Here is a 25,952-nt window from a genome sequence, read left to right as displayed (position 1 = left end):
TTAGGTATAGTATCCCGAATTAAAAGGAATTTCAAGAACTTTTTTAATTTGTTCTATGGAAACTACAGAAGTGTTTGGAGCGGTTGTATGAAGTGTGTCAGCATTGCTATCGACGGCCCCGCCGGGGCCGGTAAGAGCACCCTGGCCCGAAAGACGGCCAGGGAGCTGGGCTTTTTATATGTAGATACCGGGGCCATCTACCGCACGGTGGCCCTGAAGGTCCTCCGGGCGGGTGCGGATCCGACCGAAGAGAGCCAGGTGATCCCCCTGCTGAATGGGCTGGATATTTCTATGGACTATGGCCCAGACGGGGAGCAGCGGATGTTTCTGGAGGGCGAGGATGTGTCCAAAGCGATCCGGGAACATCAGATCTCCGGACTGGCTTCTAAGGTATCCGCTATCCCGGCAGTGCGGGACTTCCTGTTGGAATTTCAGCGCACTCAGGCCCGTGAGCACAATGTGGTCATGGACGGCCGGGATATCGGAACCGTCGTGCTGCCTCAGGCAGATGTGAAAATATTTCTCACTGCGGCACCGGAGTCCCGTGCCCGCCGCCGTCTCTTGGAGCTGGAAGGGCGGGGGCAAAAGACTGATTTTGAAACTGTCCTGCGAGATATTGTCCAGCGGGATGAACAGGACCGGAATCGCCCGATTGCACCGCTGCGCCAGGCGGAGGACGCAGTCCTTCTGGACACCACCCGGCTGAATTTAGAGGAGAGTTTGGCGGCCATGCTTTCCTTGATAAAGGAGAAGATTCATCTGTGAGCGAAGAATCGGTGAAAGAACCCCAGGAAAAGAATGAGCTCCAGCGCAAAAGCCTAGACAGATACTTTTCCTTTTTATACGCTGTCATCTGGCCCTTCTTTAACCTCTTCCGCCCAATCCGGGCGGTTGGACGGGAGAATATTCCGAAGGGCCCGGCAGTCATCTGTCCCAATCATACCACCGCGGGGGACCCTTTTTATGTCGTCTTTGCTTTTGGACATAAATGTCCCATGCGGGCCATGGCCAAGATACAGATTATGCGTGTCCCATTTGTCGGCTGGATATTGTCCAAGGCCGGCGTCTTTGGGGTGGACCGGGGAAACAATGATATGAAGGCAGTGAAGACAGCCTTGAAATTCTTAAAGGGCGGGGATAAGCTGCTGATGTTCCCGGAAGGGACCAGAGTTCACGAAGGGGAAAACGTGTCGGTCAAGACGGGTGCCGCCCTCTTCGCAACCCGAGCCGGTGTCCCCCTGCTGCCGGTGTACATACAGCGGAAGAAGCGGCTGTTCCGACCGAATACTGTGGTCATCGGACAGCCCTATTATCCCAAGTATGAGGGCCGTAAACCTACGGCGGAGGAGCTCCAGTCGATTGCCCAGGAAGTGATGAACCGGGTGCAGGCCCTGGGGGAGGGGATCGGATGAAGCTGGAATTGGCCAGGAGTGCTGGCTTCTGCTATGGTGTACGGCGGGCCGTGGAGCTTGCGGAGCAGGCTGCCGCACAGGGCACGCCCTGCGTTATGCTGGGCTCCATTATCCATAACCAGGCGGTGATCGGCCGGTTGGCGGAGCAGGGCCTTCGTTCGGTGAAAACACCGGAGGAGGTGCCGGATGGCGCGTCGGTCATTATCCGCTCCCACGGCGAGAGCCGCGCGGTTTACAAAACGCTGGAGAGTCGGGGCGCCCAGATCTTGGATGCCACCTGCCCCAATGTGACCCGAATCCATGAGATCGTGCGCCAGGCGGAGGAGCAAGGGAGAAGGCCCGTAATCGTAGGGACTCCTGACCATCCGGAAGTGACGGCTATCGCTGGCTGGTGTCGGGAACCAGTTGTGGTATCGGGGGCAGAGGCATTGGAAAAATGGCTGTTAGAGGCTCCGGACCGGCGAAACCTGCCTATCACTTTGGTATCGCAAACCACATCTACCAGGAAAATTTGGGACGACTGCGTGAAAAAAGCAAAAAAAGAGTGTACAAACGCAGAATTTTTTGATACAATATGTGGAGCGACGTCCAAACGCCAGGAAGAGGCCCGTCAGCTGGCTGAAAAATGCAGCATGATGGTGGTCATAGGCGACAGTCAAAGCTCCAATACGAAGCGGCTTGCGGAGCTTTGCCGGGAGGTTTGTCCCCGCGTTCAGCTGATTGAGAGCGCGGAGGAGCTGGATCTTACCGGGCTGCCCCAGGCGGATATGGTCGGCATCACGGCGGGCGCGTCCACGCCCGCGTGGATAATAAAGGAGGTCTATGACAAAATGAGCGAAGAAATCATGGAGATCGAGCAATCCTTTGCGGAGATGCTGGAGGAGTCGATCAAGCCTATAAATAATGGAGATAAGGTCACGGGCATAGTGGATTCTATTACCCCCACTGAGATCCAAGTCGACTTGGGCTTTAAGTATCCCGGCTATATCCCCTTGGCTGAGTTGAGCGACGACCCCACCGTCAAGCCTGAGGACCTGGTGAAGGTAGGCGACGAAATCGAAGCCTATGTGATGCAGGTCAGCGACCGGGACTGCCAGGTCAAGCTGTCCAAGAAGCGCCTGGATATGGTCAAGGGCTGGGAGGAGATCGAGGCCGCCAGCGAGAACGAGACAGTGGTTGAGGGCTTTGTGACTGAGGACAACAAGGGCGGTGTGGTTGTTTCCGTCAAGGGCATCCGCGTCTTTGTGCCCGCCTCCCAGACGGGCCTGCCGCGGGAGACTCCCATGGCTGAACTGCTGAAGCACAAGGTCCGTCTGGTCATTACAGAGGTCAACCGGGCCCGCCGCCGTGTAGTGGGCTCCATCAGCAAGGTGCAGCGCGCCGAGCGGGCTGCCGCCGCGGAGAAGGTGTGGGCCGAGATCGAGGACGGCAAGCGCTATACCGGCACGGTGAAGTCCCTGACTTCCTACGGCGCCTTTGTAGATATTGGCGGCGTGGACGGCATGGTCCACATCTCCGAGCTGTCTTGGAGCCGCATTAAGCACCCCTCTGAGGTAGTAAAGGTGGGCGATACCGTAGAGGTGTACGTCATCTCCGCCGACAAGGAGAAGAAGAAGATCTCCTTGGGCATGAAGGACCACAGCCAGGATCCCTGGACCGTATTTACTTCTACCTACCAGGTGGGGGACACCGCTAATGTGCGCATCGTCAAGCTGATGACCTTCGGTGCCTTTGCCGAGGTAGTTCCCGGTGTGGACGGACTGATCCACATCTCCCAGATCGCAGACCACCGCATCGAGAAGCCCGGCGACGTACTGGCTGAGGGCGATAAGGTGGACGTGAAGATCACCGATGTGGACATGGAGAACAAGAAGATCTCCCTCTCCATCCGTGCCCTGCTGGAGCCCGCTGTGGAGGAAGATAGCGCCGAGGAAGCTCCTGCCGAAACCGAGGAGTAATTTTGATTTAAAAACGGCCCTGGTCTTTTTGACCAAGGGCCGTTTCCTATATGATGTAAAAAATGACAAAATTTTAAAATCATTAGGGGTTTTGCTTGCGTAAAGCCGTTTAAATTGCTATAATTAGTGTGAAAATAGAGGCAAGGACGGGGTCATGATCGGTATGGAGGTGTAAAAGTTGTACCAGATTGGGGATAAAGTCGTCCACCCAATGTACGGAGCAGGCGTTTTAGAGAGTATCGTCCAGAGAAAAATTGACGGTGTAGAGCGAGATTATTACATGATGAAGCTCCCCAATCGGTCCATGGTGGTTATGATCCCCACAGAACATAGCGAGGATATCGGCGTCCGACCAGTAGTGGACGCGAATCAGGCCGATCAGGTTATGGCGGCGATTCCTTCCATCCAGGCGGAGATGACCTCAAATTGGAACCGCCGTTACCGAGAGAATATGGAGCGCCTGAAAAGCGGTGATCTCTTTCAGGTCGCTTGGGTCATCAAGGGGCTCACGGCCAGGGACCACTCGAGGGGGCTGTCCACTGGGGAGCGGAAAATGCTTCACTCGGCTCGGCAGATGCTGATCTCCGAGATCGTGCTCTCCAAGAGTCTAAGCTACGAGACAGTGGAGGAGCAGTTGGATACAGCGCTGGCATAGTTTGTCCTGCCCAGACATAGTGATTGATAAAAGCTGACCTGAAAAGGAGCCCACCGGCTCCTTTTTTGTGTAGGAGGTCCCTAAGATGCTGGAAGTATTGCGAAAATTAGCGAAGAAGAAGGCTCATCCCCCAATCTGTTCCGCTGTGATTGTGGCGGCGGGCTCCGCCCGTAGGATGGAGGGGATAGACAAGGTATTGGCGCCTTTGGGGGAACTGCCCGTCTTGGTGCACACGATCTATTCCTTTCAGGACTGCCCCCGGTTTGATGAGATCGTGGTGGTCACGAGAGAGGACCTGCTGGTTGAAGTCAGCCGGATCTGCAAAGACTTCCAACTGGATAAAGTGTCCAAAGTGGTGGTAGGGGGCAGAGAGAGGACCGACTCCGTGCTGGCTGGGCTCAGGGAGGTGCGTCCGGATGCGGACCTTATCGCAATCCACGACGGCGCCCGCCCACTGGCCCCCCAGCAGGTGCTGGAGGAGGTGGTGGAGCGGGCGGCGGAAACGGGAGCAGCCGCCCCCGCTATACCGGTCACAGATACAGTAAAGAGAGCTAGAGAGGGACTGATAGAGGAAACCGTAGACCGCTCAGAGCTTTGGACGGTTCAGACGCCCCAAGTCTTTGAAGCCGGGCTGATCCGGGCCGCGGTGGAGAAGGCGGCGGTTGACGGGGAAAGCCTGACAGACGAATGTGGGGCGGTAGAGCGGCTGGGGATGAAGGTGTCCCTGACCACTGGAAGCAAGGAAAATATTAAGATCACCACCCCCTTTGACCTAATATTGGGGGAGGCTATCCTGGAAGCGAGAGTGAGGGGAGAGCTATGAAGATGCGGGTCGGGCACGGATACGATGTCCACCGGCTGGTAGAGGGGCGCAGGCTCATCCTGGGCGGGGTAGAGATATCCTGGGAAAAGGGATTGCTGGGCCACTCAGACGCGGACGTACTGACCCACGCGGTGATGGACGCGCTTCTGGGAGCGGCAGGACTTGGGGACATCGGCACACATTTTCCCGATACAGACTCCGCCTACGCCGGGGCGGACAGCATAAAACTGCTGGAGAGAGTGACCGCCCTGCTGGATCACCGGGGCTGGAAGGTGGGGAATATCGACGCCACCATCCTGGCTCAACGGCCTAAGCTGGCGCCCCATATTCCGCAGATGCGGGAGCGGCTGGCCAGAGCTATGGGAGTGTCCCCGGAGCAGGTCAATCTAAAGGCTACCACGGAAGAAGGTCTCGGCTTTACTGGCTCCGGTGAGGGGATGGCGGCGCACGCAGTAGTGCTGATTTGGAAAGGTTGAACGGCAAGCACGAACGTTGCAAATAGTTCGACTCCGGCAAGTATCAGGGGGGGGCCATTTTCGCCTGGCGAATGGCGAAAATGGAGATATGGGCTGTTTGACCATTGTAAAGAGAAAGCAAGTCTGCGGTGTCACCGCCTGAAAAAGAGCATACAATGGAGATGAGAGGGGAACGCAGGCTCCCCTCCCAGCTATTTCCGAGGGGCGGCCGACAGACTGTCCCGAGAAAGGAACCAAGTCATGCTCTATTATCTCATTGTATGCCGCTCTCTGACCTACGCACAGCGGACAGCCGCCGCCCTGGAGCGGGCGGGCATCACGGCGCGGATTCTCCGCTCGCCAAAGAGCGTGGCGGGGGAGGGGTGCAGCCACTCGGTCAAGATATCCCAACGCAGTCTGCCTGACGCCCTCCGGGTCCTCCAGCGGACGAATCTTGAGCCAAAGCGTATCTATATCACCGCCGGGGACGGCAGCTATCAGGAGGTGGAGCTGTGATCTATCTGGACAGCGCGGCCACCACCCTGCAGAAGCCGCCCTCTGTGGCTCGCGCCACCGCACACGCCATTGACCACTTGGCCAGCCCTGGACGGGGAGGACATCGGCCGGCTATGGCTGCCGCCGATACTGCCTTCGCCTGTCGGGAGGAGGCGGCTGCCCTCTTTCATGTGACCAGCGTCGATCAGGTGGTTTTTACGTTTAACGCTACCCATGGACTCAATATCGCCATAAAAACCCTGGTCCATCCTGGGGACAGAGTGGTGATTTCCGGCTATGAGCACAACGCGGTCACCCGGCCGCTCCACGCGATTCCGGAGGTGGAAATTTTGGTGGCCCGATCGCCTCTCTTTGACAGGCAGGGAATGATAGACTCCTTCCGCCAGTGTCTGGACCAGGGGGCGGACGCGGCTATATGTACCCATGTATCCAATGTGTTCGGTTTTATCCTCCCAATCCAGGAGATCGCGGAGCTGTGCCGGCAGCGGGAAGTGCCTCTGATTGTTGACGCCTCACAGTCCGCAGGCGTCCTGCCGCTGGATATCCAGGAACTGGGCGCCGCCTTTGTAGCGATGCCGGGCCATAAGGGGCTCTACGGCCCACAGGGCACCGGCCTGCTGCTCTGCAACCGTGACCCGACTCCGATTCTAGAGGGCGGGACAGGAAGTGAATCCTTGAAGCAGTCCATGCCCCAGTTCCTGCCTGACCGCCTGGAGGCGGGGACCCACAACATTGCCGGTGTGGCCGGCCTGCTGGAGGGCCTGCGTTTTTTGCGCCGCCGGGACATACGGTGGATTGCGGGACATGAGAGCCGGCTGATCCAGCGGATGGGTAACGGGCTGTCCAGATTGCCGGGTGTGGAGGTGTTCCAGGCGTCTATGCCCAAGGCGCAGTCCGGTGTGCTCTCCTTTCGAATTAAGGGAAGGGACTGTGAGGACGTAGGTGAGGCGCTGGGGGACCGAGGATTTGCGCTCAGAGCCGGCCTGCACTGTGCCCCGGAGGCACACCGCACCGCTGGGACTCTGGAAACAGGGACCGTCCGTGCCAGTGTATCTGCCTTTAACACCGAGATGGAAATTGACCGCTTTCTGCGGGCAATTGGAGATATGGTCAGACGTTGAATCATGAAAAAAACGCTTTGAAGTGGGACTCAGGCGAATGAGCTCCGTTTTGAAGCGTTTTTTTCGCCGGAAAAACGGGTAAAAAAGTAACAAAGAAAATTAAAAGAAAATTCATGAATTTTTCTCCGGGAACGCCCCCTTTCGTGTTGCCAACCGGGCGGGAATATCGTATAATAACAAAATAGGAAAATTGCGGCCGGGTATGCGAAGACAGCCGTTGAGAGAGGTGATACATGTGTTTCAGGATATCACGAGTCTGCTCCAAAATGAGCTTCCGATTATCAGCACCATACGTCTTTTTGATCTGCTGGATATTGCCATCCTCTCTCTGATCATATACAAACTGCTCTGGATGCTCCGGAAAAGCAGCTCCGGACGGGTCTTACGAGGAATCCTGATCCTGCTGGTAGCCATGTGGATCTCCTCGGAGCTCCCACTGACGGCCACCAGTTTCATGCTGAACAAGGTAGTAGAGTGGGGCGTTCTGGTCCTAGTTGTCCTTTTCCAGCCCGAGATACGCCGCTTTTTGGAGCGGATGGGGAGCAGCCGCCTGGGACTGAATTTTTCCAGCAACAGGGCCACGCCTATGGAGATCGAAACCGCTATTACCCAGACGACCGAGGCATATGCCGACCTTTCCAGAGATAAGGTTGGGGCTCTGATGGTCTTTGAGCGCAAGAATCTCCTGGACGATGTCATTAAGACAGGGACGGCTCTGGACTGCGGTGTATCCAGCGAACTGCTGAAGAACATCTTTTGGAATAAAGCGCCTCTGCATGACGGTGCTGTCATTGTTCGGGAGGGCCGTATCGTGGGCGCTGGCTGTATGCTGCCCCTGTCCGGCAATGTGAACCTGAGCCGCGACCTGGGGATGCGCCACCGGGCAGGGATCGGGATGAGCGAGCATTCGGATGCGGTGGTAGTTATCGTGTCGGAGGAAACGGGCTCCATCTCCGCGGCCGTGGGAGGCATGCTCAAGCGGCATCTGGCACCGGAGACCTTAGAGCGGCTGCTGCGGAACGAGCTGTTGAGCGAGAGCAAGGAGGAGGAGAAGAGCAGCCAGTTCCCTCTGTTGAGCCAGCTCTTTGGCGGAAACAGGAAAGAGGGTGACCGCTCATGATGGGACGACTGAGAGAGAGCAAATGGGTATATGTCCTGCTGTCCGTCCTGCTGGCAGTGCTTTTTTGGTTTTATGTGCGGGCGGAGGTGGACCCCACTCAGCCTTATACCATCCATAATGTGCGGGTAGAGCTGACTGGGACCAATGTATTGACCAGCCAGGGGCTGACCGTGGCTGGTCTGTCCACTGAAACTGTGAACTTACGGATTGAGGCGCCCACCAGCGTGGCGGCCAACCTGCTGAAGAACCGTTCAAATCTCTATATCCCTCTAGATGTTTCCCGCTGTGTGGAGGGGGAGAATGAGTTAAGCTACAAGCCCAGCTATCCCGCCAATGTCAATGTGTCTGATGTGACCTTGCAGGAGCAGGACCCGGCGACCATTATCGTAACAGTGGATAAACTCTATACAAGCTCTTTTGACGTAGAGTTTCAACTGAAAGGGCAGGTGGCGGAGAACTATCAGATGGGCACCGCGGCTGTGAGTCCGGAAAGTGTGACCGTCAGCGGCTCGGTAGAGCAGGTCAGCCAGGTCGCCAAGGTGGTTGCCATCCTTGAGGATGAAAATTTGGACGAGCGCTTTGCCGGAGATCTTCCTCTCACCCTGCTGGACCGGGAAGGGAATCCGCTGACTGATCTGGATGTCACCCTCAGCGCGGACTCCGCCTATGTGGTGGTTCCTGTGGTGGTGCAGAAGGATGTGGGTCTGACGGTCAATGTGATTCCTGGCGGCGGAGCCACAGCGGATGACGCGGTTATCGAGATCGAGCCGGATATCATTACCGTGACCGGACCTGAAACAGATATAGAGGGTCTGGAGGAGATATCTCTGGGCAGTGTCGATTTATCCAAGGTCGTGGGGACGAAAGAGTATACCTTCCCCATCACACTGGACCCTGGATTAGAGAATGTCAGTGGGATTACCTCTGCTAAAGTGACTGTTAAGGTAGATGGCTTGTCAACTGCTACCTTCGAGGTGGGCAACATTACGGTAAGCCAGCCGCCGGATGGATATACGGCCGAGTCGGTCACGCAAAACCGTACAGTGACTATCCGGGGTAGAACGGAGGATCTGGAAAAGATCGATGCCAGCCAGATCCGGATCGTAGCGGACGTGTCGGAGGTGACCACCACTGGGCTGATCCCGGTCACCGCCCGAGTCTATCTGGACGCCGGCGGGAGCGTAGGGGTCATCGGGGATTATTCCATTGTAGTCAATGTGAGTCGGAGCTAATTTGGAGGCAAAATACCATGGTTCAGAACGCAATCGTAAAACAGCGGATAGGTGAGGGAGTGGTCCAGGTCTCCCTCCTGCGGCAGATGGAGTGCGGACTTCACTGCGATGGAGCCTGTGCTGGCTGTACCCAAAAACCCACGCAGGAGATCCTGGCGTTGGCCAGCGATCCCATTGGGACCAAGCCCGGCGATGTGGTGGAGGTTGAACCCACGTCTGGGCACAACATCAGCACCTCCGTGGTGGTGTTCCTGCTGCCCTGCGTTGGGTTAGGTGCGGGTTATATGCTGGGCCAATCCCTTCTGCATCTGGGCGATATTGCCGCTCTGGGGACCGCGTTGCTGGGACTGGTACTCGGCTTTGTTCCCGCGTGGCTGATTAACCGGGCGATCCTCCGCAGCAAGGCCCCTGAATTTGCTGTTTTGAAGCTGCTCCATTAAAGACGGAAACGTGCAGTGTTTGGATATGTAAGGCCCTGCCGCCCGGAGATGAAATGCAGGGAGTTTGACCTGTACCGGGCAACCTACTGCGGCTTGTGCCGCTGCTTGCGCCGGCGCTATGGGTTGCTGGCCCCTATGTTCCTGAACTTTGATTTCACCTTTCTGGCTCTTTTGCTGTGGGAGCCGGAGGAGCGTTTTACTCCCTGTCAGGGGCGGTGCCACGCCAATCCTCTGGTCAAAAAGCCCATGTGTCCTGACAGCGAGGCGCTGGAGTTGGCGGCGGATGAGAGTGTCATCCTGGCATGGTGGAAGCTGCGGGATTCGATCAAGGACGAGGGCTTTTGGAAAGCCATGCCCGCGAGAGGACTTTCCCTTCTGCTGCGTCCATCTTACCGGAAGGCTGCGGTTCGCTGTCCTGCCTTTGACCAGCAAGTCCAGGACAGCCTGGTGGAATTGGAACAGCTGGAGCGGGCGAGTTGTCCTTCGATGGACCAGTCGGCCGATACCTTTGCCCGGCTGCTCCAGGGAGCGGCATCGAAAGAGGGAAAACAGGACCGGGTGTTATCCCAACTGCTCTATCAGCTTGGGCGATGGATCTATTTGGTGGACGCGAGGGACGACATGGAGGAGGACCGGGCAGCCGGGCGGTATAACCCGGTGATAGCCCGATTTGGCCCCCAGGGGGATGATGAAAACTTAAGGCGTACCTTAGACCATTCCCTGGGGCTGATGGGCGCTGCTCTCCAATTAGGGGAGTTTGGCTGCCGAACCCCGATTTTAGAGAATATCCTGTACCTGGGGCTGCCTATGGTGCAGCGGGCTGTCTTTGATGGCAGCTGGCGAGAGATAAAAAAACAAAAGATTTGGAGTAACAACTGATGAGAGATCCGTATAGCGTCTTAGGTGTGGACCAGAATGCCAGCGATGAGGAGATTAAGAAAGCTTACCGTGAGCTGGCACGAAAATACCACCCCGACAACTATCAAAACAACCCTCTGGCAGATCTGGCGGAAGAGAAGATGAAGGAGATCAACGAGGCCTATGACGCCATCACCAAGAGCCGTGCCGGTGGTGGCGGCTATCAGCAGTCCTCCGGGAGTTATAGCCAGCAGAGGTCTTATGGCGGCTCCGCAAACCCCACCTTTGCCCAGATCCGCAATCTGATTAACGCCGGTGATCTCCAGACCGCGGAACGCCTTTTATTGGAGGTGCCCCAGAAAAACGGGGAGTGGTATTTCCTCTCCGGCAGCATCGCCTACCGCAAGGGATGGCTGGATGAGGCCATGCAGAACTATTCCATGGCGGTCCAGATGGAGCCCAACAATATGGAATACCGCCAGGCTCTGTCTATCATGCAACGTGGCAATGTGGGTTATCGCCCCTATGGCTATACCAATACAGTAGACGGGATGGACTGTTGTACCTCAATGCTGTGTCTGAACTGTCTGTGTGGGGGAGGACACTGCTAAATGTCACGTCGGGATCGTGAACAGAGCGTCAGAATTGCTCTGGGCGGTATGCTGGGGGCGGGGAGCCTGGTCATTTTATGGCTGGCCTGTATCGTACCTTCGGGCTGGCTGGGTCTTACAGCTGTGGCTGGCCTGTTTCCAGTGACTGCGACATTGTATGCTGGCCGCGCGGCTGGCTATATGTGCTGGGCGGCAGGTTCCTTGCTGGGACTGGTCCTGCTGCCAAATAAGGGGATACCTCTGCTCTATCTGGTGTTTCTGGGCCTCTATCCGGTGGTAAAGAGCCGCATCGAGGGGTTGCGCCGTGGAGCGGTAGAGTGGCTCTTGAAGCTGATTTTCTTTAATGTTGCTTTGATCCTGTGCTGGTTTTTATTTCAGGGATTGCTTCTCCCTGACCCGCCCCAGTGGCTGGAGGAGGGAATCGCTATCTTTTTTGCTGGGGGAAACCTGGTATTTATCTGTTACGACATCGGCCTATCCAGGCTCATCGGTTTGCTGGGACATCGTCTGAGTCGGGGAGGAAGGCGTTGAGCTATAATCCATATCAAGGAGAGTGACCTGATTTGGTCAAGAGCATGACCGGTTACGGCCGGGCGGAGGAGACGGTCAACGGCTGCACAATCACAGTGGAGCTGCGCTCCGTCAATAACCGCTATCTGGACTGTAATGTCCGCATTCCAAGGCTGTATCTGTTTTCTGAGGATGCCATCAAGACACGGGTGCAGAGCGCCATTTCGCGGGGAAAGGTAGACGTATTTGTCACGATGGACAGCACGGGCGCCGACGATATACAGGTGTCGGTAAACAGGCCCCTGGCCGCCCAATACGCCGCTGCTCTGAGAGAGCTGGCAGAGTTTTGCGGTGCGGGCTCCTATCATATTACCCCTGAGACACTCTCGCGTTTCCCTGAGGTGCTGTTGGCCCAAAAGGCGGAAGAGGATGTAGAGCAGATGGCAAAAGACATATGTGCGGTCCTGGACCGGGCCTTGGCTGATTTTGACCAGATGCGCACCCGAGAGGGGGGACGGCTTAGGGAGGATATTCTGGCCCGTGCCGCCTTGATCGAGGAGAAGGTGGGGGTGGTGGAGGCGCGTTCCCCTCAGACCGTTTCCGAGTATCGGACCAGGCTGGAGAGTAGGATGAACGAGGTGCTGTCCAACACCCAGCTCGATCCGGCGCGCATCCTGACAGAAGCCGCGATCTTTGCGGACAAGGTGGCCGTGGACGAAGAAACTGTGCGGCTGCGCAGCCACATCGAACAGCTCCGGGAGATGCTGGACAAGGGTGGAGCGATTGGACGGAAGCTGGATTTCTTGATTCAGGAGTTCAACCGGGAGGCCAATACCATCGGATCTAAATGCAGCGATATTGACATCGCCCGTCAGGTGGTCGATATCAAGGCGGAGATTGAAAAGATTCGGGAGCAGGTCCAGAATATCGAATAAGGAGGAACGGCGCTGTGAAGCTGATTAATATCGGATTTGGCAGCCTGATTTCCGCCCAGCGGCTGCTGGCGGTCATCGCGCCGGAATCAGCCCCAATCAAACGCATGATCCAGGAGGCCAGAGAGCGGGGCGTACTCATTGACGCCACCTATGGGCGTAAGACCTGCTCCGTGCTGGTAATGGACAATGACCATCTGATTTTGTCCGCTCTTTCGCCCGATGTTGTGGCCAGCCGGCTGGAAGGAGAAAAGGCGGACAGACAGGAAGAGGAGGGGGCCACATGGCCATAAAGAAAGAAAAGGGGCAACTGATCGTCCTCTCCGGGCCCTCTGGTGTGGGCAAGAGCACGGTGATTGCTGAACTATTGGGACAGCGCCCTGACATCTATTTCTCTGTGTCCTACACTACCCGTCAACCCCGTGTGGGGGAGCAAGATGGGGTCAATTATAACTTTGTAGACCGGGCTGAGTTTGAGCGGATGATCGCCGCCCAGGAGCTGCTGGAATATGCCGAGTATGTCAATAACTACTATGGGACCTCACTCAAGGTAATACGGGAGAAGCTGGCGGCCGGCATTGATGTGCTGCTAGATATCGAGGTTCAGGGAGCGGCCAAGGTAAAGGACCAGTGCCCAGACGCACTGTCCATCTTTATCATTCCGCCCTCCTTTGAGGAGCTTTCCCGACGTCTCCACGGCCGGAATACCGACAGTGAGGAGGTTATCTCCGGGCGTCTGGAAAAGGCTCGGATCGAATTTCGGGAGATACCGAATTATGACTACCTGGTGATCAACGACAAGGTGTCAAATGCGGTTTATGAAATCGAGTCCATCCTGACCGCCGCCCAATGCCGGGTGGAGAACCGGAGCGGTATGCTCTCCCAGTTTATCTGAGCGAAAAAGTTTTAACGATTATGGTTGAAAAGGGGTTTTTATCATGATGCTCTATCCCGCTATGAAGGATTTACTGAAGAAGGTGCCCAGCCGCTATGAGCTGGTAAACGTTGTGGCCTGCCGGGCCCGCAAGATCGCCAGCGAGGCGGAGACGGCTGGTGTGCCGCTGGACGACAAGCCGGTCAGCATTGCCATCCGGGAGGTGGCGGAAGGAAAATTGGACCAGGAGTAAAGGGAGAGAAAGCAGGCGAAGGGGAACCTTGCGCTTGCTTTCCTTGTGATAGGGGGTGGTCGGACCGTGGGACGGAAAATCGCAAAAGTCGCTGTTTCCAGGGCCGTCTACGCTATTGATAAGCCCTATGACTACTGGATCCCCAAGGAGTTGGAGAAGGAACTGGTGCCTGGTATGCGGGTGCTCGTCCCTTTTGGAAGCGGAAACCGGGGGACGGACGGCATTGTCCTCTCCATCCGTGAGGAGGGGGAGGGTGGCCCCTCTCTAAAAGCCATCCAATCTAAGTTAGATGATGCGCCGGTGCTGGACTATAAAGGGATCCAACTGGCCCTTTGGATGCGGGAACGCTGTTTCTGTACGATGTATGACTGCGTCAAAGCCATGCTGCCGGCAGGGCTCTATTTCTCACTCCGGGATCAGGTAGTGGTCCAGGGAGACAAGGAAGCGGCCTATCAGACGGCGGAGGGGGCGGCCCTGGCGGTACAGCTCTTGGACCTGTTGTATGACTGGGGCGGAAGGGGAGATATGGAACAGATCCGTATGGCCTTCGGCCCCAAGGATCCCAATCCGGCGATCCATCTTTTGGTGGAGAGAGGCGTGGCGCGGCTGGAAACAAGTACACGCCGGGGCGTAGGGGATAAGCGGGAGAAGCTGGCGGTGTTGGCGGTCCCCACGGAGGACGCTATGGCGATGGTCACGCCCAAGCGAAAGACGGCTCCCCTTCGATACTCCGTAACCGAACTGCTGTGTACACTGGGTGCGGCTTCGGTCAAAGAGTTGTGTTATTTCACCGGGGCTTCTATGCCTACCATAAAATCCCTAGAAAAAAGTGGAATATTGACCTTGGAGGAGCGGGAGGTGTTCCGCCGCCTGCCTGCCATCCAGGTGGAGCCGGCCCAGCCCCTGGTGCTCAACCGGGAACAGCAGGAGGCGTTTGAGGGGCTTGACCAGCTGCGCCGGAGCGGTCAGCCGGCTGCCGCGCTGCTCTATGGTGTGACAGGCAGCGGCAAGACACAGATCTATATCCGACTGATCCAGGAAACCAGAAAGCAGGGGAAAACAGCGCTAGTCCTGGTGCCGGAGATCGTTCTGACACCGCAGCTGCTAAGAATATTCACTTCTCACTTTGGGGATCAGATAGCCGTCCTTCACAGCTCACTTCGGGCGGGGGAGCGGTATGACGAGTGGAAGCGGGTACGTGAAGGAACAGCTGCCGTGGTCATTGGCACCCGGTCCGCTGTCTTTGCCCCTCTGGACAACATCGGCGTCATCATCCTGGATGAGGAGCAGGAGGCCAGCTATAAATCAGAAAATGTTCCACGGTACCACGCCCGAGATATTGCGAAATACCGCTGTGTCCAGCACGGGGCTCTGCTGGTGCTGGGCTCCGCTACTCCTTCTGTGGAGAGCATGTACCATGGGCAGGAGGGGACATACCACCTGTTCCAGCTGAAGAACCGCTATAACCAGCACCCGCTTCCACAGGTTATCCTGGCCGATATGAAGCAGGAGCTGCGTCAAGGCAACGCCTCCGCCATCAGCTCCGTGCTCCGGCGGGAGCTGGAAGAAAATCTAGCGCGGGGCGAGCAGTCGATTTTGTTCCTCAACCGCCGGGGAGCCAGCCGAATGGTCTCCTGCGGAGAGTGCGGGCAGGTGCCTGAGTGCCCCCGGTGCTCAGTGAAGCTGACCTATCACTCGGCCAACGGCCGGCTCATGTGCCATCACTGCGGCTGGTCCCAGCCCCTGCCCCCGGTGTGTCCCTCCTGCGGAGGACTGCTGAACTTTATCGGGGTGGGGACCCAGCGAGTCCAGGAGGAGCTGGAGACGCTGTTTCCAGGCACGCAGGTCCTGCGGATGGATACGGATACAGTTTCAGCGGCCCACCCCCATGAGGAGCTGCTGGACCGCTTTCAGAAGGAACGGATTCCCATTTTAGTGGGGACTCAGATGGTAGCCAAAGGTCTGGACTTTGAAAATGTGACTTTGGTTGGGGTCATCGCTCCCGATTTGTCCCTGTATGTGGACGACTTCCGGGCTGGGGAACGCACCTTCTCTCTGCTGACCCAGGTCGTAGGCCGCGCAGGGCGGGGGGACAAACAGGGGCGAGCGGTCATCCAGACCTTTACCCCGGAAAACGATGTGATCCGATGTGCCGCAAGCCAGGATTATGACAGTTTCTACCAGTCCGAGATCCTGCTGCGTCGGCTGCGGGGCTACCCGCCTTTTCAGGATATCATCGTACTCACCGCCTCCAGTGTGGATGAGGTGGCTGTCCTGCGGTGCTGTGACCGACTGCGGCAGGCGCTTGACCAGGAGCTGAAGCGATACGCTCCGGGCGGTTGGCAGGTGCTGGGTCCGGCTCCGGCTGCGGTGGCGAAGGTGAATAACCGCTACCGTTATCGCCTGACTTTGACTGGCCCCTGTACCAGGGAAGTCCGTAGATTGATTGCTCATCTCATCCGGTCCGTCCATCAGGATAAGGACAACCGGGGGGTGTCCGTGTATGGAGATTGGGATCCCTATCAGAGTTAGACTTGGGCTTTGAGGCCCCGACAGAAGAATAAAAGGAGAAAATAACATGGCGATTCGTACGATCCTAACCAAGGGCGATCCGGCCCTGAATAAGATGTGCCATCCCGTCACCAAATTTGACCAGAAGCTGTGGGAGCTGCTGGACGACTTGAAGGAGACGCTGGCAAAGGCCAACGGCCTTGGGCTGGCCGCTCCTCAGGTGGGCATCCTGCGCCGTGCGGTCATCGTGGTGAATGATGATGGAGAGATGCTGGAGCTGGTCAACCCTGAAATCGTTGACCAGAAGGGCGAACAGGACGGACTGGAGGGCTGCCTGTCTGTCCCTGGACTGTGGGGCTATGTGAAGCGGCCGGCTTGGGTTAAAGTAAAGGCCCAGGACCGGGATGGAAACTGGTTTGAGGTGGAGGGACAGGAACTCACCGCCCGCTGTTTCTGTCACGAGTTGAGCCATCTGGACGGCCATCTGTACACGGAACTGACGGACAAGCTCTATACTAACGAGGATTTGGACCAGATGATGTCGGAAGAGGAGCAGGAGGAGCGGGGATGAGGATCGTCTTTATGGGCACTCCAGACTTTGCTGTTCCCTCCCTAGAGGGGCTGATTTCCGCGGGACATGAGGTGTGCGGGGTGTTCAGCCAGCCGGACAAGCCGGTTGGGCGGCACCAGAACAAGCTTCAGCCTACACCGGTCAAGTCCTGCGCCGCAGCTCATGGGATCCCGGTCTACCAGCCTACCAAGCTTCGGGATGGCACAGCATTAGCCCAGCTCAGGGAGCTGGCACCGGAGCTGGTGGTGGTGGCCGCCTATGGCCGTATCCTACCTGACGATATCCTGGCTCTGCCTCCAATGGGCTGCATCAATGTCCATTCCTCTCTGCTGCCCAAATACCGGGGGGCTGCCCCCATCAACTGGGCGGTGATTCGTGGGGAAAAGGAAACGGGTGTGACCATTATGTATATGGCCGGGGAACTGGACGCCGGGGATATCATCGCCCAGGAGAGAACCCATATCGACCCGGAGGAAACGGTGGAGAACGTCCACGACCGGCTGGCTGACCTGGGTGGGCGGCTGCTGGTCCAAACTGTGGCGGAGCTGGCTGCCGGGACCGCCCGGCGGATCCCTCAGGACCACAGCCAGGCTACGCTGGCTCCTATGCTGTCCCGAGAGCTCTCTCCCATCGACTGGAGCAGGAGCGGGTGGGACATCCATAACCAGATCAGAGGGCTGGTGCCATGGCCCGCCACCTCCACGGACATCTTTTCTGCGGAGCCAGTCAAAGTGTTCAAGTCCACCCTTCTGGACCAGGGGACGGACAAACAGCCTGGTACAGTGGTCGCCGCGGGGAAGGAAGGCATCGATGTGGCCTGTGGGGACGGAAGGCTCCTCCGTATCCTGGAGCTGCAGGCTCCTGGCGGCAAGCGCATGTCCGCCGCCTCCTATTTGGCTGGCCATCCCATTCACCTGTGATCGAAAAAGGAGAAACGCCATGGGAGCGGTCATTTATCATGGCATTTGCCAATTTATAGGGAGACTTGCCTGTATTTTATAGTCATCCCGGCTGCTATGATAGGAGGACCTGATTGGCATTCTGTTGTTAACGCTGAGAGAAATGGTAAGAAAGTGAGAGAAAACGAAGTTTTTCTCAAGTTTTCCCCTCCTTTTTCTTTCAAGAAAAAAAGAAGAAAGGCCGGTGAGAAGCATGGACGCACGCGAGGTATCGTTGCAGGCGCTGTATGCCTGCTACAAGCAAGGGGGCTGGTCGGATGGTGTGTTGAAGAAACAACTAGCTCAACACGGAGCGGACAGACGGGATGCGGCCCTTGCCACCCAACTGTGCTTTGGCGTGCTTCAAAATCAGATGCTGCTGGACTTTTATCTGTCCCGGTTTTCCAATATTCCCCTGAAGAGGATGGAGGAAAAGGTGGTACAGGCCCTGCGCTTGGGGGCATACCAGCTTCTCTTTCTGGATAAGATTCCCCAGAGCGCGGCGGTAAACAGCTCGGTGGAGCTGGCCAAACGGCACTGTAAAAACCCAAGGGCGGCGGGGATGGTAAATGGTATTTTGAGGGCGTTGGTCCGAAGTCTGGACGATCTTCCCACGGTACCTCAGCGGGACCCCACCTCTTATCTGTCTATTTTGTATTCCCATCCGGAGTGGATGGTAAAGGAATTTCTCTTGGCCATCGGGACAGGGGAAACATCCAAGCTGCTTGCAGCAAATAATAGCCAGCCACCTATGTCCGTTATGGTGAACACAACAAAGATTACGGCCCAGGAGCTGCGGGATAAGCTGGAGGAGGCGGAGGTGGAGGCACGACTCCACCCATGGCTGAACGACTGTCTGCTTTTGGCCCGGACGGGTAATCTGGAGGAGCTTGATGCCTTTCAAAAGGGTCTGTTCTATGTGCAGGACCCAGCGTCCCGGCTGGCCGTCCTCGCCGCAGGCCCCATCTCCGGCATGAGGGTGCTGGACTGCTGTGCCGCCCCCGGAGGAAAGTCCTTCGCTGCGGCGATTGCGATGGAAAATTGTGGCCAGGTCATTTCCTGCGACCTTCATCCCCATAAAAAGAAACTCATCCAGGCCGGCGCGGACCGGTTGGGTCTGGACATCATTACCCCACAGACCGCCGACGGCAAAGTATTTCACCCGGAGTGGGAGCGTGCCTTTGACCTGGTACTGGTAGACGCCCCCTGCTCCGGGCTGGGTGTCATCCGTAAAAAGCCGGATATCCGCTACAAGGACCCGGCGCCTTTGGAGGGACTTCCAGAGATCCAGCTGGCCATCCTGTCCAATGCGGCCCGGTATGTACGGCCCGGTGGGACGCTGCTCTACTCTACCTGCACGCTTCTCCGTCGGGAGAACGAGGAGGTCATTGGGACCTTTTTAACAAGGGACAGCTCCTTTCAAAAGGAGCCCTTTGTACTGCCTGACCCAGTAGGAGCGGCCCCGGAGGGGATGATAACCCTGTGGCCACATCGCCACGACACCGACGGATTCTTTATTTGCAAGCTTCGGAAGGGGGAGGATTCCCTTTGATCGACCTAAAATCCATGACACTGGAGGAGCTGACCGCTTGGCTCCAAGAGCAGGGAGAGCCCGCCTTTCGGGGAAAGCAGGTCTTTCGTTGGTTCTACCGGGGGGCCACCTCCTTTGGGGAGATGAGCGACCTGTCCAAGCCCCTTCGTCAAAAGCTGGAGGAGCAGTGCTTTCTGTCCAAGCCCAAGGTGGCCCGGAAGCAGGTTTCCGCCCTGGATGGGACGATCAAATACCTCTGGGAGCTGGCCGATGGCAACTGTATTGAAACAGTTTTGATGCGGTACAAGCATGGAAATACGGTATGTATCTCCTGTCAGGTGGGCTGCCGCATGGGGTGTGCCTTTTGTGCCTCTACCCTGGCTGGAAAGGTCCGGGATCTGACTCCGGCGGAGATGGTGGACCAGGTCCTGTTTACCCAGATAGACAGCGGTGAGCCAATCTCCAACATCGTTCTGATGGGCATCGGGGAGCCATTGGATAACTATGACACGGTGATGAAGTTCCTCACCCTGGTCAACCATCCCGACGGATTGAACATTGGGATGCGGCATATCTCTCTGTCCACCTGCGGCTTGGTAGACAAAATTGACAAATTGGCCCAGCGTGGGTTACAATTAACACTATCCGTTTCCCTCCACGCGCCCGATGACGAGACGCGGTCGAAAATCATGCCAGTAAATCGGGGCATAGGGGTGGAAAGGCTGATGGATTGCTGTCGCCGGTATTTCCAGACCACCGGACGGCGGATCTCCTATGAGTACGCCATGATCGACGGAGTTAACGACTCTGACCAACAGGCCGACCGGCTGGCCAGCCTGCTGAAGGGAACACCCGGTCATGTGAATCTAATTCCTCTCAACGACGTGGAGGAGAGTCCTCTGAAACCAAGCAGGCGAGTGGCGGCTTTCCAGAAGCGGCTGGAGAGCCAGGGGGTTACCGTCACCGTCCGGCGCAAGCTGGGGGGAGATATCGACGCCTCCTGCGGCCAACTGCGGAGAAAGGCCATGAGAGAGGAAAATTGACGAAGCGGTGCCGGTGGTGTACCGCTAAGAAGTGAGGTTACATTCCATGGAAGTATGGGGGATCACCCATCGGGGTGTGGTTCGGCAACAAAATCAAGATGCGTTTTCTGCCCGGACAATGGATGACGGACGGGTGATCGCTCTGGTCTGTGATGGAATGGGAGGCGCCAGAGCAGGCAATGTGGCCAGCGCTATGGCTGTGGACCTGTTTATGGACCGCTTTCTCCGGGAGAGTGGCGATGACCAGGAGCGGATGCAGCGGGCGGCCTCCCAGGCCAACCAAGAGATATTCCAAAAGGCAGCCACAGATGAGGATTGCACTGGGATGGGCACCACACTGGTGGCTGCTCTGGCCGGAGCGGGGGAGGCGGTCATCCTTAACGAGGGGGACAGCCGGGCCTATCATATCAATGGGGACGGCATCGTGCTGATCACCAGGGACCACTCTCTGGTCGAGGACCTGGTGGAGCGGGGAGAGCTGACGAGAGAACAGGCCAGGACTCATCCGCATAAAAATTTGATTACCCGGGCCCTGGGCGCCGAGCCTGTGCTGTTGGCGGACTGCTTTCGCCAGCCGCTGGCCCAGGGTGATTTTCTCCTGCTGTGCAGCGATGGGTTGAGCAATCTGGTCACAGAGCAGGAGATGCTCTACGAGGTGATCCACGGCGGTGACAGCGAAAGCTGTCCCCAGCGTCTGCTGGACATCGCCCTTCACCGGGGCGCGCCGGACAACGTGACAGCGGTCCTGATCCGCTGCTGACGGCCCCGGTTATGAACAAGAAGATAGGGAGGATGTTACCATGGATCAATACATAGGTAAATTACTCGACAACCGATATGAGATACTGGAGCTTATCGGCTCCGGCGGCATGGCCAGGGTGTATAAGGCACGGTGCCACCGCCTGAACCGGCTGGTGGCTATCAAGATTTTGCGGGAGGATCTGGCCCAGGACGCCGAGTTCCGCCGCCGCTTCCACGACGAGTCCCAGGCTGTAGCCATGCTGTCCCACCCAAATATCGTGGCTGTCTATGACGTGAGCCGCTCCTCCCAGCTGGAGTATATCGTCATGGAACTGATCGACGGGATTACCCTGAAGCAATATATGCAGAAGAAGGGGAACAAGCTGAACTGGCGTGAGGCCCTCCACTTCATCACACAAATTACCAAGGCGCTGGGCCACGCCCACAGCCGGGGCATTATCCATCGGGACATCAAGCCCCACAATGTGATGGTGCTCCGGGACGGGAGCGTAAAGGTGGCCGACTTCGGCATCGCGCGGGTGGCCTCCGGGGGCCACAGCACTTTGACCCAGGAGGCGCTGGGCTCTGTCCACTATATCTCTCCGGAGCAGGCCAGGGGTAGCTTTATTGACGCACGCTCCGATCTGTACTCCGCCGGTGTGGTGCTCTATGAAATGATCACCGGACGGCTTCCATTTGAAGGGGATACCCCGGTTTCGGTGGCCATTCAGCATATCAACTCGATCCCTCTGTCTCCCAGAGAGATCGATCCATCAATCCCTGAGGCACTGGAGGCCATCACTATGAAAGCGATGGCCCCCAATCCGGACAACCGATACCTCAACGCGGATGAAATGCTGGCGGATCTGGAGGAGTTTCGGAAGAATCCTACCATTAATTTTGAGTATAATCTCAACGAATTTTCCGTCGCATCCCCTGAAGAGGAAGACAGAGACAAGACTCAGATCCATGCGGTATCGGCCTCACATCGGAGCCGGGAGGCAAGACCAGAGCGGCGCCATTCCGGCGGCCACAGAGAGGACCACCGCCCTCGCCGCCAGGAGGAGGACGAGGATGGGCCGCAGGGAGGCTTCCCTTGGCCGGTGGTGGGGGCTGTGGTAGCTATACTGGCTTTTATCGGCGTGGTTGTCTATTTCCTCTACAATACCTTCCTGTCCGGCCTGTTTACACCGCAGATCAGCTATGATGTACCAAATTTGATTGGTAAGAGTTATGAGGAAGTGATGACGGACCCGTCCATACTGGGTGAGCATTTTACGGTGGTCCTGGGAGAAACAAAGACCGACGAGGACACCGACGCAGGTGTAATCCTCCACCAGGACCCGGCAGCGGACTCCAAGGTCCAGGATGAGGTGACACCTATCACCGTGACTGTCAGTGGCGGACCGGAAACAGTGAATATGCTTGACCTAAAAAATATGGAGTATTCCAAAGCCTATCTGGCGGTCACAGAGATGGGGCTGAAGGTGGCCACCCCCACCTATGAGCATGACGATACGATTGCCTACAACCATGTCATATCATTCACGCCGCTGGAAAATAATCCGGTTCCCCTGGGAACGGAGGTCCATATGGTAGTCAGCCTGGGGCCAGCTACGGAGACCTTTTCCATGCCCAGCCTGGTAGGCTTAACCCAGGAAAAGGCGGAAGAAGATATTACCGCCCTTGGGCTGAAGGTGGGGACTGTCACCCCTGTGTACAGCGATACCGCTCAGGCGGGGCAGGTAGTGTGGCAGTATCCTGAGGCGTATAAAGAGGTCGAGGCTGGAAGCGTTGTCAGTCTTCAGGTCAGCCAGGGACCGGACCCCAGCACCCAGGCTAAGGATGTCACCAAGACGTTGAGCGTCCCTCTGCCGGAAACTGGTGGAGTAGCGTTTATTCAGATCCTGGCGGACGGAGAGGTCGTTTTTTCCGACGATATAGACACCACAATGGAAATGCTGGTTGAAGTATCGGTGACGGCCAAAGCGGGAGAAAGCAAGAATATGTCCCTCTATGTAGATGGCGTCCTACAGAACAGCTGGACAGAAAGTTTTGAAGGATGATGGCGGAAGGTACGATCATGAAGGCCCTCAGCGGCTTCTATTATGTGGATGACGGAGCGAGCGTCTATACCTGTCGGGGACGGGGCAGGCTTCGCCATATTAAGATGACGCCTCTGGTGGGGGACCGGGTACGGTTTACCCCATCCTTAGATGGCAGCCCGGGCACGCTGGATGAGATCCTGCCTAGGAGAAATGAGTTTTTCCGTCCTGCGGTAGCCAACATCGACCAACTGGTTATCATCGCTTCGGAAGCTGTACCGGTTACAGACCCTTTCCTTATCGACCGGGTGGCCGCCATCGCCCAGAGCAGGAACTGCCAGTGTATCATCTGCATCAATAAATGCGACCTTGCAGATGGCCAGAAACTGGCTGGAATCTATCACAGGGCTGGCTTTCCAACCCTTCGCATCAGCGCGGAAACCGGGGAGGGACTGGAGGAGCTTCGCAGTCTAATCACCGGAAAGGTATCTGCCTTTACAGGAAATTCGGGGGTAGGGAAATCAAGCGTATTGAACGCGCTGGACTCTGGAATTGCCCTTTCCACCGGGGATGTGAGCCAAAAGCTGGGCCGGGGCCGGCATACCACCCGCCATGTGGAGCTGTACCGCCTGTCGTGTAGCGCCTTGGCAGCGGATACGCCGGGGTTCTCTTCCTTCGATGTGGACCGCATGGAGCTGGCCCGCAAAGAGGAGTTGCAGTATGCCTTTCCAGACTTTGCGCCCTACCTGGGACGATGCCGGTTTCAAGACTGCGCTCATGTGAAGGAGAAGGGCTGCGCCGTTTTGGCGGCTCTGAAAGAGGGAGAGATTGAACCAACTCGGCATCAGAGCTATGTACGCCTGTATGAACAGGCCAAAGCGATTCCAGATTGGGAGCGCGGATAGGAAAGGAGCGGATGACGATTTCGTCATCCGCTCCTTTCCTATTTCTAAATCCCAAAGTGGAGGAGATGGAGAGAAAAGAGGAGGATCAGTGACACGGACCAGCCCTTCCGCCATATAATGGTAACAGCCGGAGACGGTCAATTTAGGGGAGGGGAGGCGTGTTCATGGGTATCGTAGTGGTGCGTTCCCCCAAATGCCTGCGGGGACTGCTGCGCAGGATCTTCGGGGTGCGATAAGTCCTGAGAGGGGAAAAAGCAGTCATACATTCTGCCGTTCTCTCATATGGTGTCACAAAGCCGGGGCCGCGTTCCGCCGGCCTGACACCATGATAAGGAGAGGACAATGACCATGGAACTGGAATTTGAACGGGATACGATCGTATGTTATGAAACACTGACTGAGGTGACGCTCTGCCAGGAGGAAACGCTGGAGTCCATTGTTCCGGACGCCTGTCCGGATATTCTGCGGATCGTGGATGTGTGCGGTCAGGCTACACTCAGCTCTAAGGCAGCCAAAGAGGGTATGGCGGTAGTAACCGGCATGGTCCGGGCTGTCATTCTGTACCAGCCTGAGGGTTCTGCCGGGCTGCGCCGTATGGAGGTGGGACTTCCATTTACCTGTCAGGCCGAGGCCCCAGGGCTCACGGACCAGGGATATGTAGAGGCCAGTCCTCGCCTGCGCTGCGCTGAAGCGAGAGCACTAAACCCCAGGAAGGTGCTGCTCCGGGTGGATCTAGCGGTAGATGTGACAGCACTCCAGCCAACAGAAATCCCTATCTGTAGCGGCGCGTCTGATACTGAAGACCATACACTGTGCCAGCGCCAGTATCAGGGAGAAAATTATCAGATTTCATCTGTCCAGGAAAAACCCTTTACATTTACTGAACAGATCAGACTTCAGGGAAACCAAGGAGAGATTCCTCAACTTCTGGCCAGCCGGGCCAGTGCTGTATGCTCAGAAAACAAGCTCATAGGAACCAAACTGATTCTGAAAGGGGTGGTTGAGCTGGAGCTGCTCCTTCTGGAGGCGGGCGGCGGATTGACCACTAACCACGAGTCCATGCCTTTCTCTCAGATTTTGGAGGTAACAGGTGCTGGAGAAGAGGGAGATTGCCAGGTCCTGGTGGAGATTACAGACTTCCGGTGCGGTCCCAGCAGTGAGGACAGCCGCAGCTTGGAGGTGACGCTGGAGCTGCTGGCCCAGGCTGAGGTGCGCTGCCACCGTCCGGTAACCTTGCTCCAAGACCTATACAGCACCAGCTGGCAGTTGGAGGCGGACCGGGACAATCAGCAGCTGTTCCAGCTGGGGGAGCAGTCGATCCGTCCCCAGGCCGTCCGGGAGCTGCTGGAGACAGGTGAGATGGTACGAAGCGTGGTAGACAGCCGCCTGGCTCTGGGCCAGGTGAGCCAGAGCAGGGAGGGGAAAGAGTTAGTCCTGACCGCCGAGGCTTGGATCACTGTCATGTACCTGGATGAAAATGAGATGGTCCAGTGTGTCCGCCGGACTATTCCAGTCCAGTGCCGCCTGAACTGTTCCGAGGGCAGTCGGTGCAGCTGCCGCTGTTCCACCTCAGGCGAAGTATTTGCCACCCCCTCCGCCGGCGGCGTGGAGGTACGGTTTACCGTCGAATTCCACTGCCTGACTACGGAGTGCATCTCTGTGCCTGTGGTTCGTGGCGCCAGACTTGGGGAGGCACGGTGCAGCAGCGGCGTTAGACCCTCTGTGGTGCTGAGGCTGGCTGCCCCCGGAGAGGATATCTGGGATATTGCCAAGGCCTACGGCACAACTACCCAAGAGATACTGCAGGCCAATGAGTTGGAAGAGGGCACACTGCCCACTGGTATCATGCTGTTGATTCCCAGTACCCGGTGAAAGGAGTGCTTGTGCTCCGGACATA

At 57.1% G+C, this 25,952-nt stretch carries 27 protein-coding genes; all 27 read left to right on the top strand.

Translation table 11 applies throughout. The features are described 5' to 3' along the window. The first annotated feature begins 87 nt into the window (after positions 1-87). Positions 88-765, top strand: a complete 678-nt coding sequence (gene cmk / locus MCG44_RS08720) for a (d)CMP kinase (protein ID WP_147572254.1) — start codon at positions 88-90, stop codon at positions 763-765. After that, positions 762-1,412 (top strand): lysophospholipid acyltransferase family protein, encoded by a 651-nt coding sequence (locus MCG44_RS08715; protein WP_240287764.1) that lies wholly within the window; start codon positions 762-764, stop codon positions 1,410-1,412. Before cmk ends, MCG44_RS08715 begins: the two co-directional genes overlap by 4 nt. Continuing rightward, positions 1,409-3,370: a bifunctional 4-hydroxy-3-methylbut-2-enyl diphosphate reductase/30S ribosomal protein S1 gene (locus MCG44_RS08710; protein ID WP_186852516.1), complete on the top strand. Its 1,962-nt coding sequence runs from the start codon at positions 1,409-1,411 to the stop codon at positions 3,368-3,370. Before MCG44_RS08715 ends, MCG44_RS08710 begins: the two co-directional genes overlap by 4 nt. Before the next feature lie 178 nt (positions 3,371-3,548). Further along, positions 3,549-4,025: a CarD family transcriptional regulator gene (locus MCG44_RS08705; protein WP_147572256.1), complete on the top strand. Its 477-nt coding sequence runs from the start codon at positions 3,549-3,551 to the stop codon at positions 4,023-4,025. 85 nt (positions 4,026-4,110) lie between these two features. Then, positions 4,111-4,848, top strand: a complete 738-nt coding sequence (gene ispD / locus MCG44_RS08700; RefSeq protein WP_147572257.1) for a 2-C-methyl-D-erythritol 4-phosphate cytidylyltransferase — start codon at positions 4,111-4,113, stop codon at positions 4,846-4,848. A 2-nt stretch (positions 4,849-4,850) separates the two neighbouring features. Beyond that, entirely contained in the window at positions 4,851-5,324 is a 474-nt protein-coding gene (gene ispF, locus MCG44_RS08695) for a 2-C-methyl-D-erythritol 2,4-cyclodiphosphate synthase (protein ID WP_147572307.1), read from the top strand. A gap of 240 nt (positions 5,325-5,564) precedes the next feature. Then, on the top strand, positions 5,565-5,819 hold the full coding sequence (locus tag MCG44_RS08690; protein ID WP_147572258.1) for a DUF3343 domain-containing protein: 255 nt from the start codon (positions 5,565-5,567) through the stop codon (positions 5,817-5,819). Beyond that, complete coding sequence (locus MCG44_RS08685) at positions 5,816-6,940, top strand: aminotransferase class V-fold PLP-dependent enzyme (RefSeq protein ID WP_240287762.1); 1,125 nt, start codon at positions 5,816-5,818, stop codon at positions 6,938-6,940. Before MCG44_RS08690 ends, MCG44_RS08685 begins: the two co-directional genes overlap by 4 nt. A 235-nt stretch (positions 6,941-7,175) precedes the next feature. Next, entirely contained in the window at positions 7,176-8,060 is an 885-nt protein-coding gene (gene cdaA / locus MCG44_RS08680) for a diadenylate cyclase CdaA (protein WP_240287760.1), read from the top strand. Further along, a complete protein-coding gene (locus MCG44_RS08675) occupies positions 8,060-9,292 on the top strand; it encodes a YbbR-like domain-containing protein (RefSeq protein WP_240287758.1) in 1,233 nt (410 codons plus the stop codon). The genes cdaA and MCG44_RS08675 overlap by 1 nt, the downstream gene beginning before the upstream one ends. A 17-nt stretch (positions 9,293-9,309) precedes the next feature. Continuing rightward, a complete protein-coding gene (locus tag MCG44_RS08670) occupies positions 9,310-9,732 on the top strand; it encodes a SoxR reducing system RseC family protein (protein ID WP_147572262.1) in 423 nt (140 codons plus the stop codon). A gap of 15 nt (positions 9,733-9,747) precedes the next feature. Next, positions 9,748-10,611, top strand: a complete 864-nt coding sequence (locus MCG44_RS08665) for a DUF5685 family protein (RefSeq protein WP_262669756.1) — start codon at positions 9,748-9,750, stop codon at positions 10,609-10,611. Further along, the gene (locus tag MCG44_RS14910; protein ID WP_186852517.1) at positions 10,611-11,201 is read left to right on the top strand and encodes a J domain-containing protein; all 591 of its coding nucleotides are present in this window, start codon (positions 10,611-10,613) and stop codon (positions 11,199-11,201) included. The genes MCG44_RS08665 and MCG44_RS14910 overlap by 1 nt, the downstream gene beginning before the upstream one ends. Beyond that, positions 11,202-11,732 (top strand): hypothetical protein, encoded by a 531-nt coding sequence (locus MCG44_RS08655; protein ID WP_240287754.1) that lies wholly within the window; start codon positions 11,202-11,204, stop codon positions 11,730-11,732. A gap of 32 nt (positions 11,733-11,764) precedes the next feature. Continuing rightward, positions 11,765-12,646 carry a YicC/YloC family endoribonuclease gene (locus MCG44_RS08650; protein WP_147572266.1) on the top strand — a complete coding sequence of 294 codons (882 nt, stop codon included), beginning with the start codon at positions 11,765-11,767 and terminating at the stop codon, positions 12,644-12,646. A gap of 14 nt (positions 12,647-12,660) precedes the next feature. Beyond that, positions 12,661-12,936, top strand: a complete 276-nt coding sequence (locus tag MCG44_RS08645) for a DUF370 domain-containing protein (RefSeq protein WP_240287752.1) — start codon at positions 12,661-12,663, stop codon at positions 12,934-12,936. After that, a complete protein-coding gene (gene gmk, locus MCG44_RS08640) occupies positions 12,933-13,538 on the top strand; it encodes a guanylate kinase (RefSeq protein WP_186852651.1) in 606 nt (201 codons plus the stop codon). Before MCG44_RS08645 ends, gmk begins: the two co-directional genes overlap by 4 nt. A 43-nt stretch (positions 13,539-13,581) precedes the next feature. Next, the gene (rpoZ, locus tag MCG44_RS08635) at positions 13,582-13,770 is read left to right on the top strand and encodes a DNA-directed RNA polymerase subunit omega (RefSeq protein WP_147572269.1); all 189 of its coding nucleotides are present in this window, start codon (positions 13,582-13,584) and stop codon (positions 13,768-13,770) included. A gap of 66 nt (positions 13,771-13,836) precedes the next feature. Further along, positions 13,837-16,302: a primosomal protein N' gene (priA, locus tag MCG44_RS08630; protein WP_240287748.1), complete on the top strand. Its 2,466-nt coding sequence runs from the start codon at positions 13,837-13,839 to the stop codon at positions 16,300-16,302. Between the two features lie 46 nt (positions 16,303-16,348). After that, positions 16,349-16,852 carry a peptide deformylase gene (gene def, locus MCG44_RS08625; protein ID WP_147572271.1) on the top strand — a complete coding sequence of 168 codons (504 nt, stop codon included), beginning with the start codon at positions 16,349-16,351 and terminating at the stop codon, positions 16,850-16,852. Continuing rightward, positions 16,849-17,772, top strand: coding sequence for a methionyl-tRNA formyltransferase (fmt, locus tag MCG44_RS08620; protein ID WP_240287746.1), 924 nt, complete (start codon positions 16,849-16,851; stop codon positions 17,770-17,772). Before def ends, fmt begins: the two co-directional genes overlap by 4 nt. Positions 17,773-18,004: 232 nt before the next feature. After that, positions 18,005-19,342 carry a 16S rRNA (cytosine(967)-C(5))-methyltransferase RsmB gene (rsmB, locus tag MCG44_RS08615; protein WP_240287744.1) on the top strand — a complete coding sequence of 446 codons (1,338 nt, stop codon included), beginning with the start codon at positions 18,005-18,007 and terminating at the stop codon, positions 19,340-19,342. Beyond that, a complete protein-coding gene (gene rlmN, locus MCG44_RS08610; protein ID WP_147572274.1) occupies positions 19,339-20,364 on the top strand; it encodes a 23S rRNA (adenine(2503)-C(2))-methyltransferase RlmN in 1,026 nt (341 codons plus the stop codon). Before rsmB ends, rlmN begins: the two co-directional genes overlap by 4 nt. A gap of 46 nt (positions 20,365-20,410) precedes the next feature. Next, positions 20,411-21,124 (top strand): Stp1/IreP family PP2C-type Ser/Thr phosphatase, encoded by a 714-nt coding sequence (locus tag MCG44_RS08605; RefSeq protein WP_147572275.1) that lies wholly within the window; start codon positions 20,411-20,413, stop codon positions 21,122-21,124. Between the two features lie 40 nt (positions 21,125-21,164). Next, positions 21,165-23,171 (top strand): Stk1 family PASTA domain-containing Ser/Thr kinase, encoded by a 2,007-nt coding sequence (pknB, locus tag MCG44_RS08600; RefSeq protein ID WP_240287743.1) that lies wholly within the window; start codon positions 21,165-21,167, stop codon positions 23,169-23,171. Further along, complete coding sequence (gene rsgA, locus MCG44_RS08595) at positions 23,171-24,055, top strand: ribosome small subunit-dependent GTPase A (protein ID WP_240287742.1); 885 nt, start codon at positions 23,171-23,173, stop codon at positions 24,053-24,055. Before pknB ends, rsgA begins: the two co-directional genes overlap by 1 nt. A gap of 342 nt (positions 24,056-24,397) precedes the next feature. Next, positions 24,398-25,927, top strand: coding sequence for a DUF3794 and LysM peptidoglycan-binding domain-containing protein (locus tag MCG44_RS08590; RefSeq protein ID WP_240287741.1), 1,530 nt, complete (start codon positions 24,398-24,400; stop codon positions 25,925-25,927). Positions 25,928-25,952 lie beyond the last annotated feature (25 nt).

It is taken from the genome of Lawsonibacter sp. OA9 (assembly GCF_022440585.1).
Note: the sequence above shows the minus strand (reverse complement) of the source record. Positions and strands in the feature narration are given on the sequence as shown.

Bases quoted from the DNA above. Each gene is read 5' to 3' on its own strand.
- MCG44_RS08655 (WP_240287754.1), top strand. From the start codon at position 11,202: ATGTCACGTCGGGATCGTGAACAGAGCGTCAGAATTGCTCTGGGCGGT.
- MCG44_RS14910 (WP_186852517.1), top strand. From the start codon at position 10,611: ATGAGAGATCCGTATAGCGTCTTAGGTGTGGACCAGAATGCCAGCGAT.
- rpoZ (WP_147572269.1), top strand. From the start codon at position 13,582: ATGATGCTCTATCCCGCTATGAAGGATTTACTGAAGAAGGTGCCCAGC.
- MCG44_RS08690 (WP_147572258.1), top strand. From the start codon at position 5,565: ATGCTCTATTATCTCATTGTATGCCGCTCTCTGACCTACGCACAGCGG.
- pknB (WP_240287743.1), top strand. From the start codon at position 21,165: ATGGATCAATACATAGGTAAATTACTCGACAACCGATATGAGATACTG.
- cmk (WP_147572254.1), top strand. From the start codon at position 88: ATGAAGTGTGTCAGCATTGCTATCGACGGCCCCGCCGGGGCCGGTAAG.
- MCG44_RS08605 (WP_147572275.1), top strand. From the start codon at position 20,411: ATGGAAGTATGGGGGATCACCCATCGGGGTGTGGTTCGGCAACAAAAT.
- rsgA (WP_240287742.1), top strand. From the start codon at position 23,171: ATGGCGGAAGGTACGATCATGAAGGCCCTCAGCGGCTTCTATTATGTG.
- MCG44_RS08590 (WP_240287741.1), top strand. From the start codon at position 24,398: ATGACCATGGAACTGGAATTTGAACGGGATACGATCGTATGTTATGAA.
- ispF (WP_147572307.1), top strand. From the start codon at position 4,851: ATGCGGGTCGGGCACGGATACGATGTCCACCGGCTGGTAGAGGGGCGC.
- fmt (WP_240287746.1), top strand. From the start codon at position 16,849: ATGAGGATCGTCTTTATGGGCACTCCAGACTTTGCTGTTCCCTCCCTA.
- MCG44_RS08675 (WP_240287758.1), top strand. From the start codon at position 8,060: ATGGGACGACTGAGAGAGAGCAAATGGGTATATGTCCTGCTGTCCGTC.
- MCG44_RS08670 (WP_147572262.1), top strand. From the start codon at position 9,310: ATGGTTCAGAACGCAATCGTAAAACAGCGGATAGGTGAGGGAGTGGTC.
- MCG44_RS08710 (WP_186852516.1), top strand. From the start codon at position 1,409: ATGAAGCTGGAATTGGCCAGGAGTGCTGGCTTCTGCTATGGTGTACGG.
- rsmB (WP_240287744.1), top strand. From the start codon at position 18,005: ATGGACGCACGCGAGGTATCGTTGCAGGCGCTGTATGCCTGCTACAAG.
- def (WP_147572271.1), top strand. From the start codon at position 16,349: ATGGCGATTCGTACGATCCTAACCAAGGGCGATCCGGCCCTGAATAAG.
- ispD (WP_147572257.1), top strand. From the start codon at position 4,111: ATGCTGGAAGTATTGCGAAAATTAGCGAAGAAGAAGGCTCATCCCCCA.